Origin of the sequence: Corynebacterium sp. H130 (assembly GCF_037572395.1) — a bacterium.
Lineage (GTDB): Bacteria > Actinomycetota > Actinomycetes > Mycobacteriales > Mycobacteriaceae > Corynebacterium.
The window spans coordinates 658,140-675,204 of record NZ_JBBHLA010000001.1 but is presented as its reverse complement, the minus strand read 5'-3'; the positions used below and the strand labels follow the sequence as shown (position 1 = coordinate 675,204).

Genomic DNA, 17,065 nt, shown 5'->3' with positions numbered 1-17,065 from the left:
TAGTTGTTTGGTTACATAGAAGCATGACTACCGAGGTTTTGGAGCGCTTCCGCCCCCACGTAAAAACGTGGTTTAGCGATGTTTTCGCAGCTCCCACCCCGGTGCAGGCCCACGCGTGGGAGGAAATTTCCGCCGGATCGCATGCCTTGGTCGTTGCCCCGACGGGTTCCGGTAAGACACTTGCAGCGTTTTTGTGGGCAATCAATTCACTGGTCGGCGAACCAGATCAACCCGCACTACCAGCGCTTATCGACGCCCCGCTGGCGCCAACTCGCACAGGTGGCAAGGTCAAGGTCGTCTATATCTCTCCGCTCAAGGCTCTGGGCGTGGACGTGGAGAACAACCTGCGAGCGCCACTGCTTGGCATCAGCCGAGTCGCCAACAGACTTGGGATTCCTGAGCCCGAAGTCACCGTCGGGGTCCGTTCGGGGGATACACCTGCGAGCGAGAGGAACCGCCAGCTAAGGAACCCGCCGGACATCCTTATCACGACCCCAGAGTCGCTGTATCTGATGCTGACTTCAAAGGCTGCCGCGATTCTTGACGAGGTCGACACCGTGATTGTGGACGAAATCCACGCCATGGCGGGTACCAAGCGTGGTGTGCACTTGGCCCTCACCTTGGAACGTTTGGCAGAGAAGGCCGGCGAGTTTCAAAGAATCGGGCTATCTGCCACGGTGCGCCCCCTCGAAAGAGTAGCTGCGTTCCTTGGTGGCGATCGTCCAGTGGCACTCATCGCTCCGGGCGCGGAAAAGAGCTGGCAGCTGGATGTGCATGTGCCAGTTGAAGACCTTTCCGATTTGCCCACACCAGACCAGGGGTCGCCTATTGGGGAGGCAGTGCTCGATGATCCGCACGGTTTTGGCGGTCCAACCCCGGCACAAGAGTCAGCGTTGCCACAGCAGAAGTCGATTTGGCCTTTCATCGAGCAAGAGCTGTACCAGGAAGTCATGGCTGCTCAGTCGACGCTGGTCTTTGTGAACTCTAGGCGCAGCGCCGAACGGCTCACCTCGCGACTCAATGAGATCTACGCCCAAGAGCACGATCCATCAGCCTTGAGCCCCGAGCTTAGACGCGACCCGGCGCAACTCATGAAATCAGTGGATGTGGCGGGCAAAGCGCCTGCGATCATCGCGCGGGCTCACCACGGCTCGGTGTCGAAGGAAGAGCGTGCTCACACGGAAGCCCTCCTGAAGTCAGGCGAACTCAAGTGCGTGGTTGCCACCAGTTCCTTGGAACTTGGCATCGATATGGGTGCGGTCGACCTGGTCGTTCAGGTGGAGTCGCCACCATCTGTCGCCTCCGGCTTGCAGCGCGTGGGTCGTGCCGGGCACTCCGTGGGGGCAGTGTCCAAGGGCTCGTTCTATCCCAAGCATCGCGCTGACCTGGTGCAGTCCGCGGTGACTGTGCAGCGGATGAAGAGTGGCATGATCGAGGAACTAAAGATTCCGCAGAACGCGCTTGATGTCCTCCTGCAGCAGACCGTGGCCGCGGCGTCGATAAGCGATGTGGCGGTGGATGAGTGGTACGAGCGCGTGCGACGCGCATATCCCTACCGTGACCTGCCACGGGACGTTTTTGATGCGGTGATCGACCTGGCATCTGGTGTGTATCCCTCGACGGACTTTGCTGAACTCAAGCCACGCGTGGTGTTCGATCGTGCTACCGGCGTGCTGCAGGGTCGCCCGGGTGCCCAGCGCGTCGCGGTGACTAGCGGTGGCACCATCCCTGACCGAGGCATGTTTGGAGTGTTTCTGGTCGGCTCCGAGGGAGCGCCGCGTCGCGTGGGTGAGCTCGATGAGGAGATGGTGTACGAGTCGCGTGTCGGTGACGTCTTCACACTGGGAGCCACCAGCTGGCGCATTGAGGACATCACCCGAGATCAAGTGCTGGTCAGCCCCGCGCCTGGCCACACCGGGCGCTTGCCGTTTTGGACCGGTGACCAAGCCGGACGCCCCGCCGAGCTAGGCCGGGCCGTCGGTGCCTTCCGCAGGGAAGTGCGCGCAAATCCGGGAATTGTCACGGACTTGGACGAACGTGCCCTGAACAACCTCGTCGCCTTCTTACAGGAGCAGGAGGAAGCCACCGGCATCATCCCGGATGAGCAGACGCTGCTTCTGGAGCGCTTCCGAGATGAGCTGGGCGATTGGCGCGTCGTCCTACACACCCCGTTCGGTAGAGGAGTCAACGCTGCGTGGGCGCTGGCCGTTGGCGCCCGGATTTCGGACACTACAGGCATGGACGCGCAGGCAGTGGCCGGTGATGACGGCATCGTCCTGCGCTTGCCGGAGTCCGACCGGGAGCCCTCAGCCGACCTGTTCTTGTTCGACGCCGACGAAATCAAGGACATCGTCACGGAACAGGTAGGCAATTCGGCGCTGTTTGCTTCTCGTTTCCGCGAGTGCGCCGACCGAGCGCTTCTGCTTCCGAGGCGAAACCCAGGCAAGCGTGCCCCGCTCTGGCAGCAGCGACAGCGGGCGGCCCAGTTGCTCGATGTGGCACGGAAATACCCGAGTTTCCCGATCATCCTCGAAACGGTCCGCGAGTGCCTCCAGGACGTGTATGACCTGCCGGAACTGACCCAAGTGCAAAAGGATTTGGGGCTGCGCAGGATCCGCATTGCCGAGGTCACAACTGATCAACCCAGCCCCTTCGCATCCAGCCTGCTGTTTAACTACACGGGCGCGTTCATGTACGAAGGCGACACGCCGCTGGCCGAAAAACGTGCGGCAGCGCTCGCCCTGGATCCGACTCTGCTGGCAAAACTGCTCGGCACCGTCGAGTTACGGGAACTGCTGGACCAGGACATCATCGCCGAGATCCATGCCCAGCTCCAGCGCACCACTCCTGACAGGCGCGCCCGCACCGCCGAAGAACTCGCCGACACGCTGCGACTCATTGGCCCCATCCCGGTTGATGACCTAACAGACCACACCGACGTCCCGCTGGACACCGCGCTGCAGACATTGGGGAGTCGAGCCATGCTCGTGCGCATCGCCGGCCGTGACCACCTCGCCCAAAGCCTCGACGCGCCTCTGCTTCGCGACGCCCTAGGCATCCCCGTTCCCGCCGGCGTATCCGCTCAAACCACGGTCATTACCGATGCGTTGGCACAGCTGGTCAACAGGTATGCCCGCAGCAGAGGGCCATTCACGGTGGCAGAGCTTGCGGAAAGTTTCGGCCTCGGCCACTCGACCGCGCTCACCGCCATCCAGGGTGCCTTGACCCAGAAAGTCGTTGTCGAGGGGCATTTCCGCACTGGGATCGAAGGTAATGAATACTGTGCCTCTGAGGTGCTGCGCAAGATCCGTTCCCGCAGTTTGGCTCAGGCTCGCGCCGAAGCTGAGCCAGCGTCAGCGACCACCTTTGCCCGCTTCCTTCCCGAGTGGCTCGGCGTGGCTCCCATTGGGGAACATCCACAACTCAGTGGAGCCGATGGAGTATTCCAGGTGCTTGAGCAACTGGCCGGGGTGCGTCTCCCGGCGAGCGCGTGGGAAAGCATCATCTTGCCAAGCCGAGTTGGAAACTATCAACCAGGAATGTTGGACGAACTTACAGCCAGCGGTGAGATCCGCATCCTTGGGGCTGGCGTCGCTGCTGCCAAGGACCCATGGATCATGCTGCTTCCTGCTGACTATGCTGCGGAGCTTGCTCCGGAACAGCCGGAACCAGCACTGTCACCGCTGCAGGAGCAAGTCATTCAGGTTCTTGGCCAAGGCGGAGGCTTCTACTTTTCAGACTTGCTCGATCAGTTAGACGTGCCCGCCTCTGAATTGAAGGACGCACTGTGGACGCTGGTGGATGCGGGCCTGGTCACGCCCGATAGTTTCGCAGCGATCAGGGCTCGGCTCTCTGGCACTGCGGTTAAAGGCGCAGCACATCGCGCCTCCAGGAGGCCAACCCGCGGTCGACTGCGCATGGGGCGCACGTCCTTTGCCCAGAGTCAGCAGCAGGGAACTCCGCCGGACATGCTCGGGCGTTGGTCACTTGCTGTGCAGCCGAGTACCGACGCCACTTCTCGCTCAGTTGCACATGGTGAAGCTTGGTTGGACAGGTATGGCGTGGTCACCCGCGGATCCATCGTCGCTGAGGACGTGCTCGGCGGATTCGCCCTGGCATACAAGGTGTTGTCCCGCTTCGAGGAAAACGGCAAAGCGCTGCGCGGATACCTCATCGAGGGACTCGGGGCCGCCCAGTTTTCCGCGCCTGCGATCGTCGATAGGCTCCGCGGCCTCGCCGACAGCCCCGACCTGACTGGCTGGCCATCCGGTACCGACGACCCACGCACCTACGTTCTCGCCGCCACCGACCCCGCGAACCCATATGGCGCAGCGCTGCCGTGGCCGGACACCGACCTGCGACCTACCCGCGCTGCCGGGGCGCTCGTCGTGCTTGTCGACGGGCTGCTCCTCGCACACCTGTCCCGTGGTGGCCGCACTCTGAACCTATTCTTCGATCAGCTCCCTGGTGGCATTGGAGAATCAAATCAAGATCTGGCCGGGCGAGTAATTCAAGCGCTGGGCACATTGGTCGCCGAAGGGCACATGAGCCGCATCATCGTGGAGAAAATCAATGGCGAGTCCGTGTTCGAGTCGACTTACCTCGGAGACCTCAAAGCCGCCGGTGCCTCGATCACCCCGAAGGGCCTGCGGATCGGTGGCACGACGCTACCTGCGCGTAAGCCCGTGGTTCGCACGCTCGAGGACATTTCCTTCGACGACGATGACGATCCACCGCCCATGAGCTTCGGTAATCCTTTTGGTAGGAGGCGCTGATGCCCGAGGGAGATTCCGTCTATCAGCTCGCCAAAAGGCTGCAATTCATGCGTGGCAGGGAAGTGCTCCGGACTTCACTCAGAGTTCCAAGCGTCGCCCTAGAAAGCTTTGATGGCCAGCGCGTGCAGCGAGTATGGCCCTATGGCAAGCACCTATTCATGCAGTTCAATGGTGGGAAAGTGCTGCACACTCACCTGAAGATGGAGGGTACCTGGTCCATCCACCGGCTGGGCGAGAAGTGGCGCAAGCCCGGGTACAAAGCCCGCGTGGTCCTGGTGCTCTCCGAAACTCCAGTTCCCATCGAACTCGTCGGCTTCGAACTTGGTCTGGTGGATGTCTTTCGAGCCAACGAGTACGCTGAGCGAATGGGCTATCTTGGCCCCGACGTGCTCTATCCCGACTGGGACTCATACGGCAAAGAAGAAGCGAAGCGTCGCCTAGCCGTGATCCCGGACCGACCCATTGGCTCCGCCCTGCTCGACCAAAAGAACCTCGCCGGCGTGGGCAACGAGTACCGTGCTGAAATATGCTTCCTCGCCGGACTCCATCCGAAAACGCCGGTCGCACACACTGATCTGGACAAAGTCCTCGACATCACCCGTCGCATCATGTGGGCAAACCGAAACTCGCCCATCCGCGTAACTACCGGCGTGAAGCGTGCCGGGGAGAACGGCTACGTGTTCGGGCGCGAGGGCCAGCCTTGTCGACGCTGCGGCGCCCCGATCCACAAAGACACGTTGCAATGGGGTAATGACGAACTCGAAAGACTGATCTGGTGGTGCCCCAACTGCCAGCTAGGACCCTAGCTCCTTCATGCGTTTCTCCGCTTCAAGCAGACGCTGCTGACGTTCCTTTTCCTCCTGCTTCTCCAGCGCTTTGAGCGCCTTTTCGTCGGCTGAATTCACACCTAGGAACTGCCGAGACAGCAAAATGACTGGACTGACAGCGAGGAACGCCAGCCAGGAGTAGCTCCAATGGAAGACAAAGAGGCCGAGGAAGAACACAATGAGAGCGAGCGATCCGGCCACGGAGTCGATCGTCTTAATCAGGTCGCCTTTTTTCTTTAATTCAGCGAGCTCCCTAGAGGAGTCGCTTGCTGTCGTCGCGGGCAAATTTGGGGTCAGTGAGCCTGGCTGGAAGGGGATTCCGCCCGGGAGGTCGTCGAAAAGCGGGCGGAGTTCGCCGATGGTGCGGGCCTCGCCGACCTTAGCGGTGCGCTCGTTGAACTCGGTGATGTCGAGTCGGCCGTCGGCGAAGTGGGTGCCGAGGGCTTGGAGAGCGGTCATGCGTTCGTTGTCGGAGAGGCGGATTTCGTCGTGGCTCACGGTGTTTATCCTAGTTATGCTTGAGTCATGAAGACGATTCTGAACATTATTTGGGTGATCACCGGTGGCATTTGGTTGGCACTGAGCTACTGGGTGGCCGGCGTTATTGCGTGCCTATTTGTCGTGACTATTCCGGCAGGTGTGGCTAGTTTCCGCATCGCAAATTACATTTTGTGGCCGTTCGGTCGCACGGTGGTGCAGCCGGTCGGCGGTGACAGCGCGATGGGCGCGATCTCCAACGTGATTTGGTTCCTGGTCGCTGGCCTCTGGCTGGCGATTGGGCACGTGACGACGGCTGCCGCTCAAGCAGTCACGATTATCGGTCTTCCGCTGGCGTGGGCCAACATTAAGATGATCCCGGTGACGTGCTTCCCATTCGGCAAGAAAGTTGTCAGCTCCGACGCTATCCCGTATGGCTACGAACCGATGGTGAAGATGTAAAACGAAAACCCCGCCGAGGCGGGGTTTTCCTATTGTTCTGCAGCTCGCTTGGATTTGATGTCGCGGCGAACCAGGTGCACGAACAGCCAGACCAGCGCAATGCCGACGATGGCATAGACCACGTTGGAATACTTGTCGATGACGTCGGCGACGATGGTGTAGCGGTCGCCCAACCAGTAGCCCAGGGCCACGAGAATAGCGTTCCACACTGCCGAACCCAGGGTGGTGTACAAGCCGAACTGCAACAGATTCATGCGGTCAATACCAGCAGGAATCGAAATCAGGGACCGAATACCAGGAATCAGGCGGCCGATCAGAATCGACCAGGTGCCGTACTTATCGAACCAGTGCAGGGACTTATCGACGTCTTCACGAGTGGTCAACCACATCCAGTCCGCAATCTTGCGGAGGCGCTCAGCGCCAACGGCTGCGCCCACCCAATACAAAATGTAGGCGCCGACCACGGAACCAATTGTGGCGAACACGAACGCTAAGTACACGTTCATCTTGCCTTGCGCAGCAGTGAAACCAGCCAGCGGAAGAACGACCTCGGAAGGAATCGGTGGGAACAGATTCTCCAGAAGAATCGCGACGCCGACGCCTGGGGCGCCGAGCGTAGCCATGAGAGAAACTACCCAGTCAACGATAGAAGACAACAAACAATCCTTTGGTTCAGAAGTGGCCTATTGGCGCAGGTAGATCGAAAGTCTAACAGAAACATCCAGCGCTTGCCGATAGGCAGCGCCTACTGAGTCTGCTGCGCTGGCTAGAGGTTTAGTTCGTGCTGCGAGCGACGTCGGGCGTACTGGCGATGTAGTACTACTACAGGCGAGGCCAGATTTTCTCCGAAAACAATGGCGGGGAAGTCGTAGTACTACATTTCGAGTACGCCACCCCAAGAAAACAAGAAAATGCAGCCCGTCGAACTGAACGTCGACGGGCCGGATTTGCGAGCGAAAACTACTTCTGCGCGCGGTACCAGTTGATCAGCGCGTCGGTAGAGGAGTCGCCGGATTCAGCTGGGGCTGCGCCGGTGACGGCTGGCAGCAGATCGCCGGCTTGCTTCTTGCCGAGCTCAACGCCCCACTGGTCGAAGGAGTTGATGTCCCAGATGATGCCCTGGACAAAGGTGATGTGCTCGTAGAGGGCGATGAGTGCACCGAGCACTGCTGGGGTGAGCTCTTCGGCCATGATAGTGGTGGTTGGGCGGTTGCCTGGCATGACCTTGTGGTTCACCAGCTCAGGAGCAACGCCTTCTGCTTCGATCTCTTCTGCAGTCTTGCCGAAGGCCAGCACCTTGGTTTGTGCGAAGAAGTTGGACATCAGCAGATCGTGCATGGAGCCGTCGCCGGAAGCGGTTGGCAGGTCTTCCTTTGGGCAGGCGAAGCCGATGAAGTCGGCTGGTACCAGGCGGGTGCCCTGGTGGATCAGCTGGAAGAATGCATGCTGGCCGTTGGTGCCTGGCTCGCCCCAGTAGATTTCGCCGGTGCCTGCGGCGACTGCAGTGCCGTCGCGCTTGACGGACTTACCGTTGGATTCCATGGTCAGCTGCTGCAGGTAGGCAGGGAATCGTGCCAGGTCCTGGGAGTATGGCAGCACGGCGTGGGTTTCTGCGCCGTAGAAGTCGGAGTACCAGATTCCGAGAAGTGCCATGAGCACTGGAACGTTCTGAGCGAATGGGGTGGTGCGGAAGTGCTGGTCCATGGCGTGGAAGCCTTCGAGGAAGCGCATGAAGTCCATTGGGCCGATGACTGCCATGAGGGATAGGCCGATGGCGGAGTCAACGGAGTAGCGGCCGCCTACCCAGTCCCAGAAGCCGAACATGTTCTTGGTGTCGATGCCAAACTCAGCGACCTTTTCAGCATTGGTCGACACTGCCACGAAGTGCTTGGCGATCGCGGACTCGTCGCCATCGAACTGCTCGAGCAGCCAGCGCTTTGCAGCATGTGCGTTGGCGAGGGTTTCCTGCGTGGTGAAGGTCTTGGAAGCGATCACGAACAGGGTGGAGTGTGGGTCGAGTTCGTCGAGGGTGGCGACCATGTCTGCTGGGTCCACGTTGGAGACGAACTTGGCATTGATGCCGGCTACTGCGTAGTGGCGCAGGGCCTTGACTGCCATTGCTGGGCCGAGGTCGGAGCCGCCGATGCCGATGTTGACGATGGTCTTGATGGTGTGGCCAGTGTGGCCAAGCCATTCGCCGGAGCGGAGGTCGCGGGCGAAGTCACGCATGCGTCCAAGGACTTCGTGCACGTCAGCAGCCACGTCCTGGCCATCGACCTCAAGGGAGCCCTCCACTGGCATGCGAAGTGCGGTGTGCAGGACAGCGCGGTCTTCGGTGTTGTTGAGGTGCTTGCCGGTGAACATGTCCTCGGTGCGGGCCTTGAGTTCGGCTGCCTCTGCAACCGCGACGAGGCTCTCGAGTACTTCGGAGTCCACGAGGTTCTTGGACAGGTCGACGCGAAGGCCAGCTGCATCGAAGGTCAGCTTGTCTGCACGTGCTGGGTCGGCGGCGAACAGTTCGCGAAGGGTCTTGCCTTCGAAGTTCTCGAACTGCTTCTCAAGCTCAATCCACTGGTTGGTGCTCGTGATATCCATGGCGCTTATGCTCCCAAAAGTTAAGGTTGTATAACTTGCACTCCACAGTAGTTCGGTGCGGGCGTTCGCGTGTGCTAGCCGAGCTTGCCTCGCCCCATTCGCAGCAAAATACCAGCTAGGGCGGGCCCTTCCTCGCCGATTTCGTCCCGAAAGTGGTTGATGATTGCCACTTCGCGGGTGTGGACGAGTCGTGTACCGCCGGAGCCCATGCGAGTGCGGCCGATGGCTTGAGAGACGGCGGTGCGTCGCTTGACGGCGTCAAGAATGACCTGATCGAGGCGGTTGATTTCTTCCCGGTACTTTTGAATCTCCGCGTCCGACAGCGGGTCATCTGTGCCCGAAGGCATCCGAATATCAAGTTGTTCGCTCATGAGTAACTATTGTGCCACCTGGCGTCACCCGGCCAGTAGGCTAATAGGCATTATGAACATGAATGTGAGTGGTGACAGCCCGTTTGGGGGCCGAAGGGCGTCGATAAGCAGCGCTGACCTGCTAATGGACCTCAACCCGCAGCAGCAGGCCGCGGTGGAGCATCGGGGGGTGCCGCTGCTCATCGTTGCGGGCGCCGGTTCCGGCAAGACCGCTGTGCTGACGCGACGCATCGCGCATTTGCTCACTCAGGGCGTGCAGCCGGGGCAGATCCTGGCGATTACCTTCACCAACAAGGCGGCCGCGGAGATGCGCGAGCGCGTGATGAACCTGGTGGGGCCCGAGGCGGAGCGGATGTGGGTGTCGACGTTCCACTCAACGTGCGTGCGGATCTTGCGGCAGCAGGCGGGCCTTATCGACGGCCTGAACTCGAACTTCACCATTTACGACAGTGACGATTCGAAGCGACTTCTCACGATGATCGCGAAGGATTTCGATCTGGACGCCAAGCGTTTTACTGCGCGCGGTTTGGCCAATGCGATTTCGAATCACAAGAATGAGCTGGTGGGGCCGGAGGAGGCACTCTCTGAGGCTGGTGCGGATCCTTATGCTCAGACCGTGGCGAAGGTGTACGCGGAGTATCAGCGTCGCCTGCGCGGGGCGAACGCTGTGGACTTCGATGACCTCATCGGCGAGGTTGTGTATCTGCTGCAGTCGCACCCCGATATTGCTGAGTACTACCGCCGTCGTTTCCGCCACGTGCTGATCGATGAGTACCAGGACACCAACCACGCTCAATATGTGTTGGTCTCCACGCTGGTGGGTCGTCCGTCTGATGATCCGCATGCGGTGCCACCCGCGGAACTGGCTGTGGTTGGTGACGCTGACCAGTCCATTTACGCCTTCCGTGGCGCCACGATCCGTAATATCGAGGAGTTTGAGAAGGACTATCCGGAGGCGCGCACGATCCTGCTGGAGCAGAATTACCGCTCGACCCAAACGATCCTGTCCGCTGCGAACGCTGTGATCGCGCAGAACGAGAATCGTCGCGAGAAGAAGCTGTGGACCGCTCTGGGGGACGGCGACCCAATCATCGGCTATGTTGCCGACAATGAGCACGACGAGGCTCGCTTCGTCGCCTCCGAAATCGACCGCCTCGTGGATAACGGCATGAACTTCGGCGACATCGCCGTCATGTACCGCACCAACAACGCCTCCCGCGCGCTGGAAGATGTGTTCATGCGCACCGGCATTCCATACAAGGTGGTCGGCGGCACGCGTTTCTACGAGCGCAAGGAAATCCGCGACATCGTCGCCTACCTGCGCGTCCTCGACAATCCTGATGACGAAATGTCGCTGCGCCGCATCATCAACACCCCGCGCCGCGGCATCGGCGACCGCGCCCTCGCCTTCATCGGCGTCCACGCCCAGCAGCACGGCGTTACCTTTGGACAAGCGCTTATCGACGCTGCCGAAGGCGAAGTGAACCTGCTCGGCGGCCGTGGCCGAAACGCCGTGGCTAAGTTCAACGAAATGATGACGTCGCTGCGTTCATCCTTGGACACGTCTGAGGTACCTAATTTGGGTGCGGTGGTCTCCCAGGTCCTCGATGTAACTGGCTACAAGGCCGAGTTGGAGGCCTCAAACGACCCACAGGACGGCGCTCGTTTGGACAACCTCAACGAGCTTGTTTCCATCGCCCATGAGTTTTCCTCCGAAGCAGCTAACCTGTTGGCGCTTGATGAAGCACCCGTTGCCGATGGTGAGCCGGAAATTGGCTCCCTGCAGGCCTTCCTGGAGCGCGTCTCCCTGGTTGCCGACGCCGACCAAATTCCAGACAACGATCAAGGCGTCGTCACTCTCATGACGCTGCACACGGCTAAGGGCCTTGAGTTTCCGGTCGTTTTTGTCACCGGTTGGGAAGATGGGCAGTTCCCGCACTTGCGAGCCCTTGGCGACCCACGAGAGCTCGCCGAAGAACGACGCCTGGCCTACGTGGGCATCACTCGTGCTCGCAAGCGCCTGTACCTCACGCGTGCGATGATCCGCAGCTCCTGGGGTAATCCGCTCACCAATCCGGCATCGCGCTTCTTGGGGGAGATCCCATCGCATTTGGTGGATTGGAAGCGCGAGGAACCGACCAGCTCCTTCGGAATGGGCTGGGGATCCGGCGGTGAATCCGGTTGGGGTCGCCAAGGTAGCTCCAGAACTGAGTGGAAGAAGCCTGCTGCTCCGTCAACGCTGCCTAAGGCACCGAAGCGCAATAACGATTTGCAGTTGGCGCCAGGGGATAGGGTCAACCACGATAAGTACGGGCTTGGCAAGGTGCTGTCGGTCGACGGCGTCGGGCCGCGTGCGACCGTGACTATCGACTTCGGCTCCTCGGGAACGGTCCGCCTCATGCTTATCGGTGGCGTGCCGATGGAGAAGCTGTAGTTCTCCGGTCCCACGCGGTTTGTAGCTGCTAGTAAACGTGAAAAGAGAGGCTGTCTGATCAGACAGCCTCTCTTCGTTTATGAGCTCTTAGAGGTTAATTCCGCGCTGTGCGAGCCACGCAGCTGGGTCAACTGGGGTCTTGCCATCTGGGTGGATCTCGAAGTGCAGGTGGGAACCGGTGGAGAAGCCACGGCTGCCCATGCCCGCGATCTTCTGGCCGGCGGTGACCTTCTGGCCCGCTACGACGTCCAGGGTCTCCATGTGGCCGTAGATGGAGACGGAGCCATCTTCGTGCTGGATGCGGATCCAGTTGCCGTAGCCGGAGGCTGGGCCGGATTCGAGAACGGTGCCGTCCATGACGGCGACGATTGGAGTGCCGACGGCGTTCGCAATGTCAACGCCGTTGTGCATGGTGCCCCAGCGTGGGCCGAAGCCGGAGGTGAAGGCACCTTCAGCTGGCTTTGCAACCTTTGGTGCGCGGGCTGCGAGATCAGCTGCAACGCGCTCCTGGTTGTACTGGATCGCCTTGTTGATCTGCTCGTTCAGGTTAGCCATTGGCTTGAACTCGGAGATAGCAAGGATCTGTGGGGTTTCGTTGGAAAGTGCTGGGGCAGCGTCTGCTGCGAGCTCAATGGTTGGCTGAGCGTGTACTTCCTGGTTAGTAGCTTCAGCTACGGCAATTCCACCAGCACCTGCGGTAGATGCTGCGCCGGTTGCGACTGCGACGAGGGCGACGCGTCCTTTGGTCGTCGGCGAAACGCTCTGCTTGCGGTGGCGACCGACGCCCGCCCGCGTTGCACGCTTTTGCATGTAGCCTTCTTCCATCGTTACTCACAAAACATATATTTTGTGACCGTCTCGTTACCTAACGAGAGATTACGATAGCGCTTCGTTACAACCGGGGCAAGTGAAAATGATTCAATCCAGTAAATTTTTTGTCACTTGATTGGAAAAGATTCAACCTTGGGTTGAGGGTTCGCTGTCATTGTGTTTATAAATACTTGTTAAGTAGTATCTCAGGAAATTGTCAGAAAGTGCAAATTTTGCCCCTGAAGGGAGCGCCTTTCCAGCCATGGGTGGGGGAGCGTGGCACAGTGGAGATGATGAGTAAAAACACTAGTCCACAGGCGCGTCCGTCGCGAAGGGTGCGCAGTCGCAAACGTGATGGTGCAGCTACGGCCGTCGGTAAGCGTGTGCGAGCCGGTAAGGCGTCACTCCCAGACCGTTCAAATAATCGGGCTCGCCTCCGGGAGTTTCTCCCACTGTCGTTAATCGCGAATGTGATCATTGTCTCATTCTTGATTATTCTGGCCTTGGCGGCACTGTTGCTCACAAATTCCAGCTTCGTGGCGCTGCCGGCGAGCATCGCTCAGCTGTGGCTCCTGGCTAATGCTGCGCCCGTCGCGAGCGTGAATGCCGAACTTGGGTTCGTGCCTCTACTGCCGGCGATGGGTGTGATCGCGGTAATTGCCTGGCGTGTGTATTCCGTGGTGAAGGAAAAGGTCTCGCTCGCGGATCTCACTATTCTTATTGCGTGCATTCTTGGCGTCCCACTCTTGCTGACGTTGACTGCGCTAGCGATGCTGCTCGACGCCTCCACGGTCCTGCCGGTCGCGGTACCAAATGTTGCGTTGGCATCGGGGCGGACGCTGCTCGTCCACTCGCTTGCCATGATTATCGGTATGGGGCCTAGGTTGTGGCGCGCGCTGGAGCGTCGATATGGAGGAGGCCTGTCGCTGTTTGACACGGCCGTTGTTGCGCTGAAGTACTGGGGTTATTTCTTCGCGACGGCGCTCGTCGTGCTCGTCGTACTACTGGCTACGCACGCAAAGACCGTGGGGGAGCTTTATCAAAGCATGGGTGGCGCAGGATCCGCTGCGGGACTCACTGCTCTTAATATCGTGTACCTGCCCAACCTGCTCATCGCGATCGTCATGGTGCTAGCTGGTGGCGAATTCGCCATTGGCGATGGCAGTGTCAGTTTGTTCGGCTCGTACTTGGTTCCATTGCCTCCGCTGCCGATTCTTGCCGCGGTGCCTGGTTCGATGTGGTCCTATGCGTGGCTGTTCCTGCTAATCCCACTCGTGCTGGCAGCCTTCGTTGAATTCCGTTACCTCCGCGGTGCCGACCGCCCCTTCCGTGACGCGGGCCTTATTGGTGCGTGGTCGCTCGTCATTGCGCTCATCGTGATCGCTTTCGCCACTGGTCGGCTCGGAGGCTACGGAGTTATCGGCCCTGTTTGGTGGCTCGCGCTGGTCACGGCGCCAGTTTGGCTCTGGGGTGTTGGGCTGGCGATTGCTGGCGTTGGTTGGGTTATGGACTCCCGCCATGACGCGGAGCTTGTCGACGACATAGAGGATGAATCCGAAGAGGTCGCTGAAGAAGAAACCTCTGAGGAAGTCTCTGAGGAAGCAATGGAAGAAGAAACACCGGAAGAGCAGGCTTCTGAAGAAGAAGTGGAAGAAGAGGAAGCTTCTGAAGGGGAGGCACCTGAAGAGGATGCTTCTGAAGAAGAAGTGGAAGAAGAGACCGAGCAGGAGGAGGAACGTAATGGCAAAGACGACGACTAGGAAAGTGGTCATTCTTGCCTCGGGGACGGGCTCTTTGGCGGAATCGATCATTCGCGGTGCTGGCGAAGGCTATGAAGTGGTCGGAATTATCGTCGACCGCGAATGCCGCGCAATGAAAGTTGCAGAAGAAAATGGTGTGGCGTGTGGTGCTGTTATATATAAGGACTACAGTGATCGCGAAGTATGGAATAAAGACCTGCTTGCAGCGATTTCCGGCATGAATCCAGACTTGGTTGTTTCTGCCGGGTTCATGCGCATCATTTCTCCGATCGTGCTGGAAGTTTATGGCGGTCGGATCATCAACACGCACCCCGCCCTTCTGCCTTCGTTTAAGGGCGCGCACGCGGTCCGGGACGCCTTGGATGCAGGCGTCCGGGTTACGGGTTCAACGGTGCACGTTGTAGATGCGGGTGTAGATACAGGTGCCATCATCGCTCAAGTTCCGGTACCTGTGGAACTCGGTGATACCGAGGAAACCCTGCACGAACGGATCAAGGTCGCCGAGCGAGAATTGATCGTCAAGGTGCTCAATTCGTCAGATCCACTAGCTGCGCAATAGTATCAATACCGGTCAACTGAAAATTTGGGAAAGGGCTGCTCACCATGAGTGAAGATCGCAAGGACATCAAGCGCGCCCTCGTGTCGGTCTACGACAAGACCGGCCTCGAGGACCTCGCGCGTGCACTGAACGAAGCCGGCGTGGAAATCGTCTCCACCGGCTCTACAGCAGCAAAGATCGCTGACCTGGGAATCCCGGTCACCCCGGTTGAGCAGCTCACGCAGTTCCCGGAGTGCCTGGAGGGCCGCGTTAAGACCCTGCACCCACGCGTGCACGCTGGCATCCTCGCTGACACCCGCAAGGAAGATCACCTCAACCAGCTCGCTGAGCTGGGCATTGAGGCTTTTCAGCTGGTAGTAGTCAACCTTTACCCATTCCGCGAGACCGTCGCCTCCGGCGCTGACTTTGATGGCTGTGTTGAGCAGATCGACATCGGAGGCCCTTCCATGGTTCGCGCAGCAGCGAAGAACCACCCTTCCGTGGCAATCGTCGTCGATCCAGCGCGCTACGGCACCGTCATCGAGACCCTCGGCAAGGGTGGCTTCACTCTGCAGGAGCGCCGCGAGCTTGCCCGCGATGCCTTCCTCCACACCGCTTCCTACGACGCGGCAGTTTCCGAGTGGTTCGTCTCCCAGCTTTCCGAGACTGAAACCACCACCACGCTGCGCTACGGCGAGAACGCTCACCAGTCCGCCACCGTCACTCGCATTGGCTCCAAGGGCCTGGCAAACGCCAAGCAGCTGCACGGCAAGGAAATGTCCTACAACAACTACCAGGACGCTGAAGCTGCCTGGCGCGCTGCGTGGGACCACGAGCGTCCATGTGTTGCGATCATCAAGCACGCTAACCCTTGTGGCGTTGCAGTGTCCGAGGTGTCTATCGCTGATGCTCACCTCAAGGCTCACGCTTGCGACCCAGTGTCTGCCTTCGGTGGCGTTATCGCGGTAAACCGTGAGGTCACTGCCGAGATGGCCAACCAGGTCAAGGACATCTTCACTGAAGTTATCCTCGCGCCTTCCTTCGAGGACGAGGCAGTCGAGATCCTGAAGACCAAGAAGAACCTGCGCATCTTGGTTGCCGAGTACGAAGCCCCAACTGAGGAGAAGAAGTTCATCTCCGGTGGCATCCTCGTACAGGAGCCAGACCTCTACCAGGCAGAAGGCGACAAGCCAGAAAACTGGCAGCTCGTCTCCGGCGAGGCACTGTCCGCCGAGGAACTCGCTGAGCTCGAGTTCGCTTGGCGCTCTGTTCGCGCCGTCAAGTCCAACGCCATCATCCTGACCAAGGATGGGGCTGCTGTAGGCGTCGGCATGGGCCAGGTTAACCGCGTTGACTCCGCACGCCTGGCTGTCGAGCGCGCGAACACCCTTGCCGACGGTGAGGAGCGCGCACGTGGCTCCTACGCAGCCTCCGATGCTTTCTTCCCATTCGCTGACGGCCTTGAGGTGCTGATCAACGCTGGTGTGAAGGCTGTTGTGCAGCCTGGTGGATCCATCCGCGACGCTGAGGTTTTCGAGGCAGCAGAGAAGGCCGGCGTGACCATGTACGTCACTGGCGTGCGCCACTTCTCTCACTAGGAACTGCTTGAAATCAGCCCCTTTTTTAAGGGGCTTTTTTCATGACCTCTGCCTGGGCAAGGCGGTCAAAAATTGACCGAGATTGCTTGTCAGCGGCCATAGAAACGACCACCACGAGCACAATAACCGAACCGAGAATCCGGCCTGCGAACTCCACCCCGAAGCTGAGCACAAACGGCAGGAGCAGCCAGCTATTTCGGATGAGCGCGGTGACTAGTGGCTGGTATTTCTTTGGCTGAACTGTCAGTCCGTATTTTCCTGCCGTGGTGCCGAAAACCGTTTCGCACACGACTTTGTAGGCGTAAAACGCGGGTGTTGCGTAGGCCAGATAGTCTGTTTCTCTGCCCATTGCTAGTGCCAGCAGGCTGAGTGAGCCACCAATGACGAGCGAATCGAGGGCATAGCCAACGCCACGATT

The 17,065-nt window shown here is 59.6% G+C and carries 12 protein-coding genes and 1 pseudogene; 7 read left to right on the top strand and 6 right to left on the bottom strand.

The window, feature by feature from the left end; translation table 11 throughout:
- Nucleotides 1-23: 23 nt before the first annotated feature.
- Together WG939_RS03315 and WG939_RS03310 are read left to right on the top strand one after the other, a co-directional pair.
- Nucleotides 24-4,775: an ATP-dependent helicase gene (locus tag WG939_RS03315; RefSeq protein WP_339982449.1), complete on the top strand. Its 4,752-nt coding sequence runs from the start codon at nt 24-26 to the stop codon at nt 4,773-4,775.
- On the top strand, nt 4,775-5,581 hold the full coding sequence (locus WG939_RS03310; RefSeq protein WP_339982446.1) for a DNA-formamidopyrimidine glycosylase family protein: 807 nt from the start codon (nt 4,775-4,777) through the stop codon (nt 5,579-5,581). Before WG939_RS03315 ends, WG939_RS03310 begins: the two co-directional genes overlap by 1 nt.
- On the opposite strand, the gene WG939_RS03305 is transcribed toward WG939_RS03310, so the two are convergent.
- The gene (locus WG939_RS03305; protein ID WP_339982443.1) at nt 5,570-6,100 is read right to left on the bottom strand and encodes a DUF1707 SHOCT-like domain-containing protein; all 531 of its coding nucleotides are present in this window, start codon (nt 6,098-6,100) and stop codon (nt 5,570-5,572) included. The two genes, WG939_RS03310 and WG939_RS03305, sit on opposite strands and share 12 nt — an antisense overlap.
- Nucleotides 6,101-6,127: 27 nt before the next feature.
- Here WG939_RS03305 and WG939_RS03300 point away from each other — a divergent pair, with 27 nt between their 5' ends.
- Nucleotides 6,128-6,541: a YccF domain-containing protein gene (locus tag WG939_RS03300; protein WP_339982441.1), complete on the top strand. Its 414-nt coding sequence runs from the start codon at nt 6,128-6,130 to the stop codon at nt 6,539-6,541.
- A gap of 29 nt (nt 6,542-6,570) precedes the next feature.
- Here the strand turns inward: WG939_RS03300 and WG939_RS03295 are convergent, their stop codons facing one another.
- From WG939_RS03295 to WG939_RS03285, 3 genes are all read right to left on the bottom strand, one after another.
- The gene (locus WG939_RS03295) at nt 6,571-7,197 is read right to left on the bottom strand and encodes a DedA family protein (protein WP_339982438.1); all 627 of its coding nucleotides are present in this window, start codon (nt 7,195-7,197) and stop codon (nt 6,571-6,573) included.
- Nucleotides 7,198-7,501: 304 nt separating this feature from the next.
- A complete protein-coding gene (pgi, locus tag WG939_RS03290) occupies nt 7,502-9,136 on the bottom strand; it encodes a glucose-6-phosphate isomerase (RefSeq protein ID WP_339982436.1) in 1,635 nt (544 codons plus the stop codon).
- Between the two features lie 74 nt (nt 9,137-9,210).
- On the bottom strand, nt 9,211-9,507 hold the full coding sequence (locus WG939_RS03285; RefSeq protein ID WP_339982433.1) for a chorismate mutase: 297 nt from the start codon (nt 9,505-9,507) through the stop codon (nt 9,211-9,213).
- A gap of 58 nt (nt 9,508-9,565) precedes the next feature.
- On the opposite strand from WG939_RS03285, the gene pcrA reads away from it, so the two are divergent.
- Nucleotides 9,566-11,941 (top strand): DNA helicase PcrA, encoded by a 2,376-nt coding sequence (gene pcrA, locus WG939_RS03280; protein WP_339982431.1) that lies wholly within the window; start codon nt 9,566-9,568, stop codon nt 11,939-11,941.
- 87 nt (nt 11,942-12,028) lie between these two features.
- Here pcrA and WG939_RS03275 read toward each other — a convergent pair whose 3' ends face one another.
- The gene (locus WG939_RS03275; RefSeq protein WP_339982428.1) at nt 12,029-12,751 is read right to left on the bottom strand and encodes a M23 family metallopeptidase; all 723 of its coding nucleotides are present in this window, start codon (nt 12,749-12,751) and stop codon (nt 12,029-12,031) included.
- Nucleotides 12,752-13,221: 470 nt separating this feature from the next.
- Between WG939_RS03275 and WG939_RS03270 the strand changes: the two genes are divergently transcribed.
- From WG939_RS03270 to purH, 3 genes are read left to right on the top strand one after another with little or no spacing between them, the layout of a single operon-like run.
- Nucleotides 13,222-14,511 carry a cell division protein PerM gene (locus WG939_RS03270; protein ID WP_339982425.1) on the top strand — a complete coding sequence of 430 codons (1,290 nt, stop codon included), beginning with the start codon at nt 13,222-13,224 and terminating at the stop codon, nt 14,509-14,511.
- Nucleotides 14,492-15,070, top strand: coding sequence for a phosphoribosylglycinamide formyltransferase (gene purN, locus WG939_RS03265; protein WP_339982423.1), 579 nt, complete (start codon nt 14,492-14,494; stop codon nt 15,068-15,070). The genes WG939_RS03270 and purN overlap by 20 nt, the downstream gene beginning before the upstream one ends.
- Nucleotides 15,071-15,114: 44 nt before the next feature.
- On the top strand, nt 15,115-16,647 hold the full coding sequence (gene purH, locus WG939_RS03260; protein WP_339982420.1) for a bifunctional phosphoribosylaminoimidazolecarboxamide formyltransferase/IMP cyclohydrolase: 1,533 nt from the start codon (nt 15,115-15,117) through the stop codon (nt 16,645-16,647).
- Between the two features lie 25 nt (nt 16,648-16,672).
- Here the strand turns inward: purH and WG939_RS03255 are convergent.
- A pseudogene (locus WG939_RS03255) lies at nt 16,673-17,053 on the bottom strand (RDD family protein); the annotation flags it as partial.
- Nucleotides 17,054-17,065: the final 12 nt, after the last annotated feature.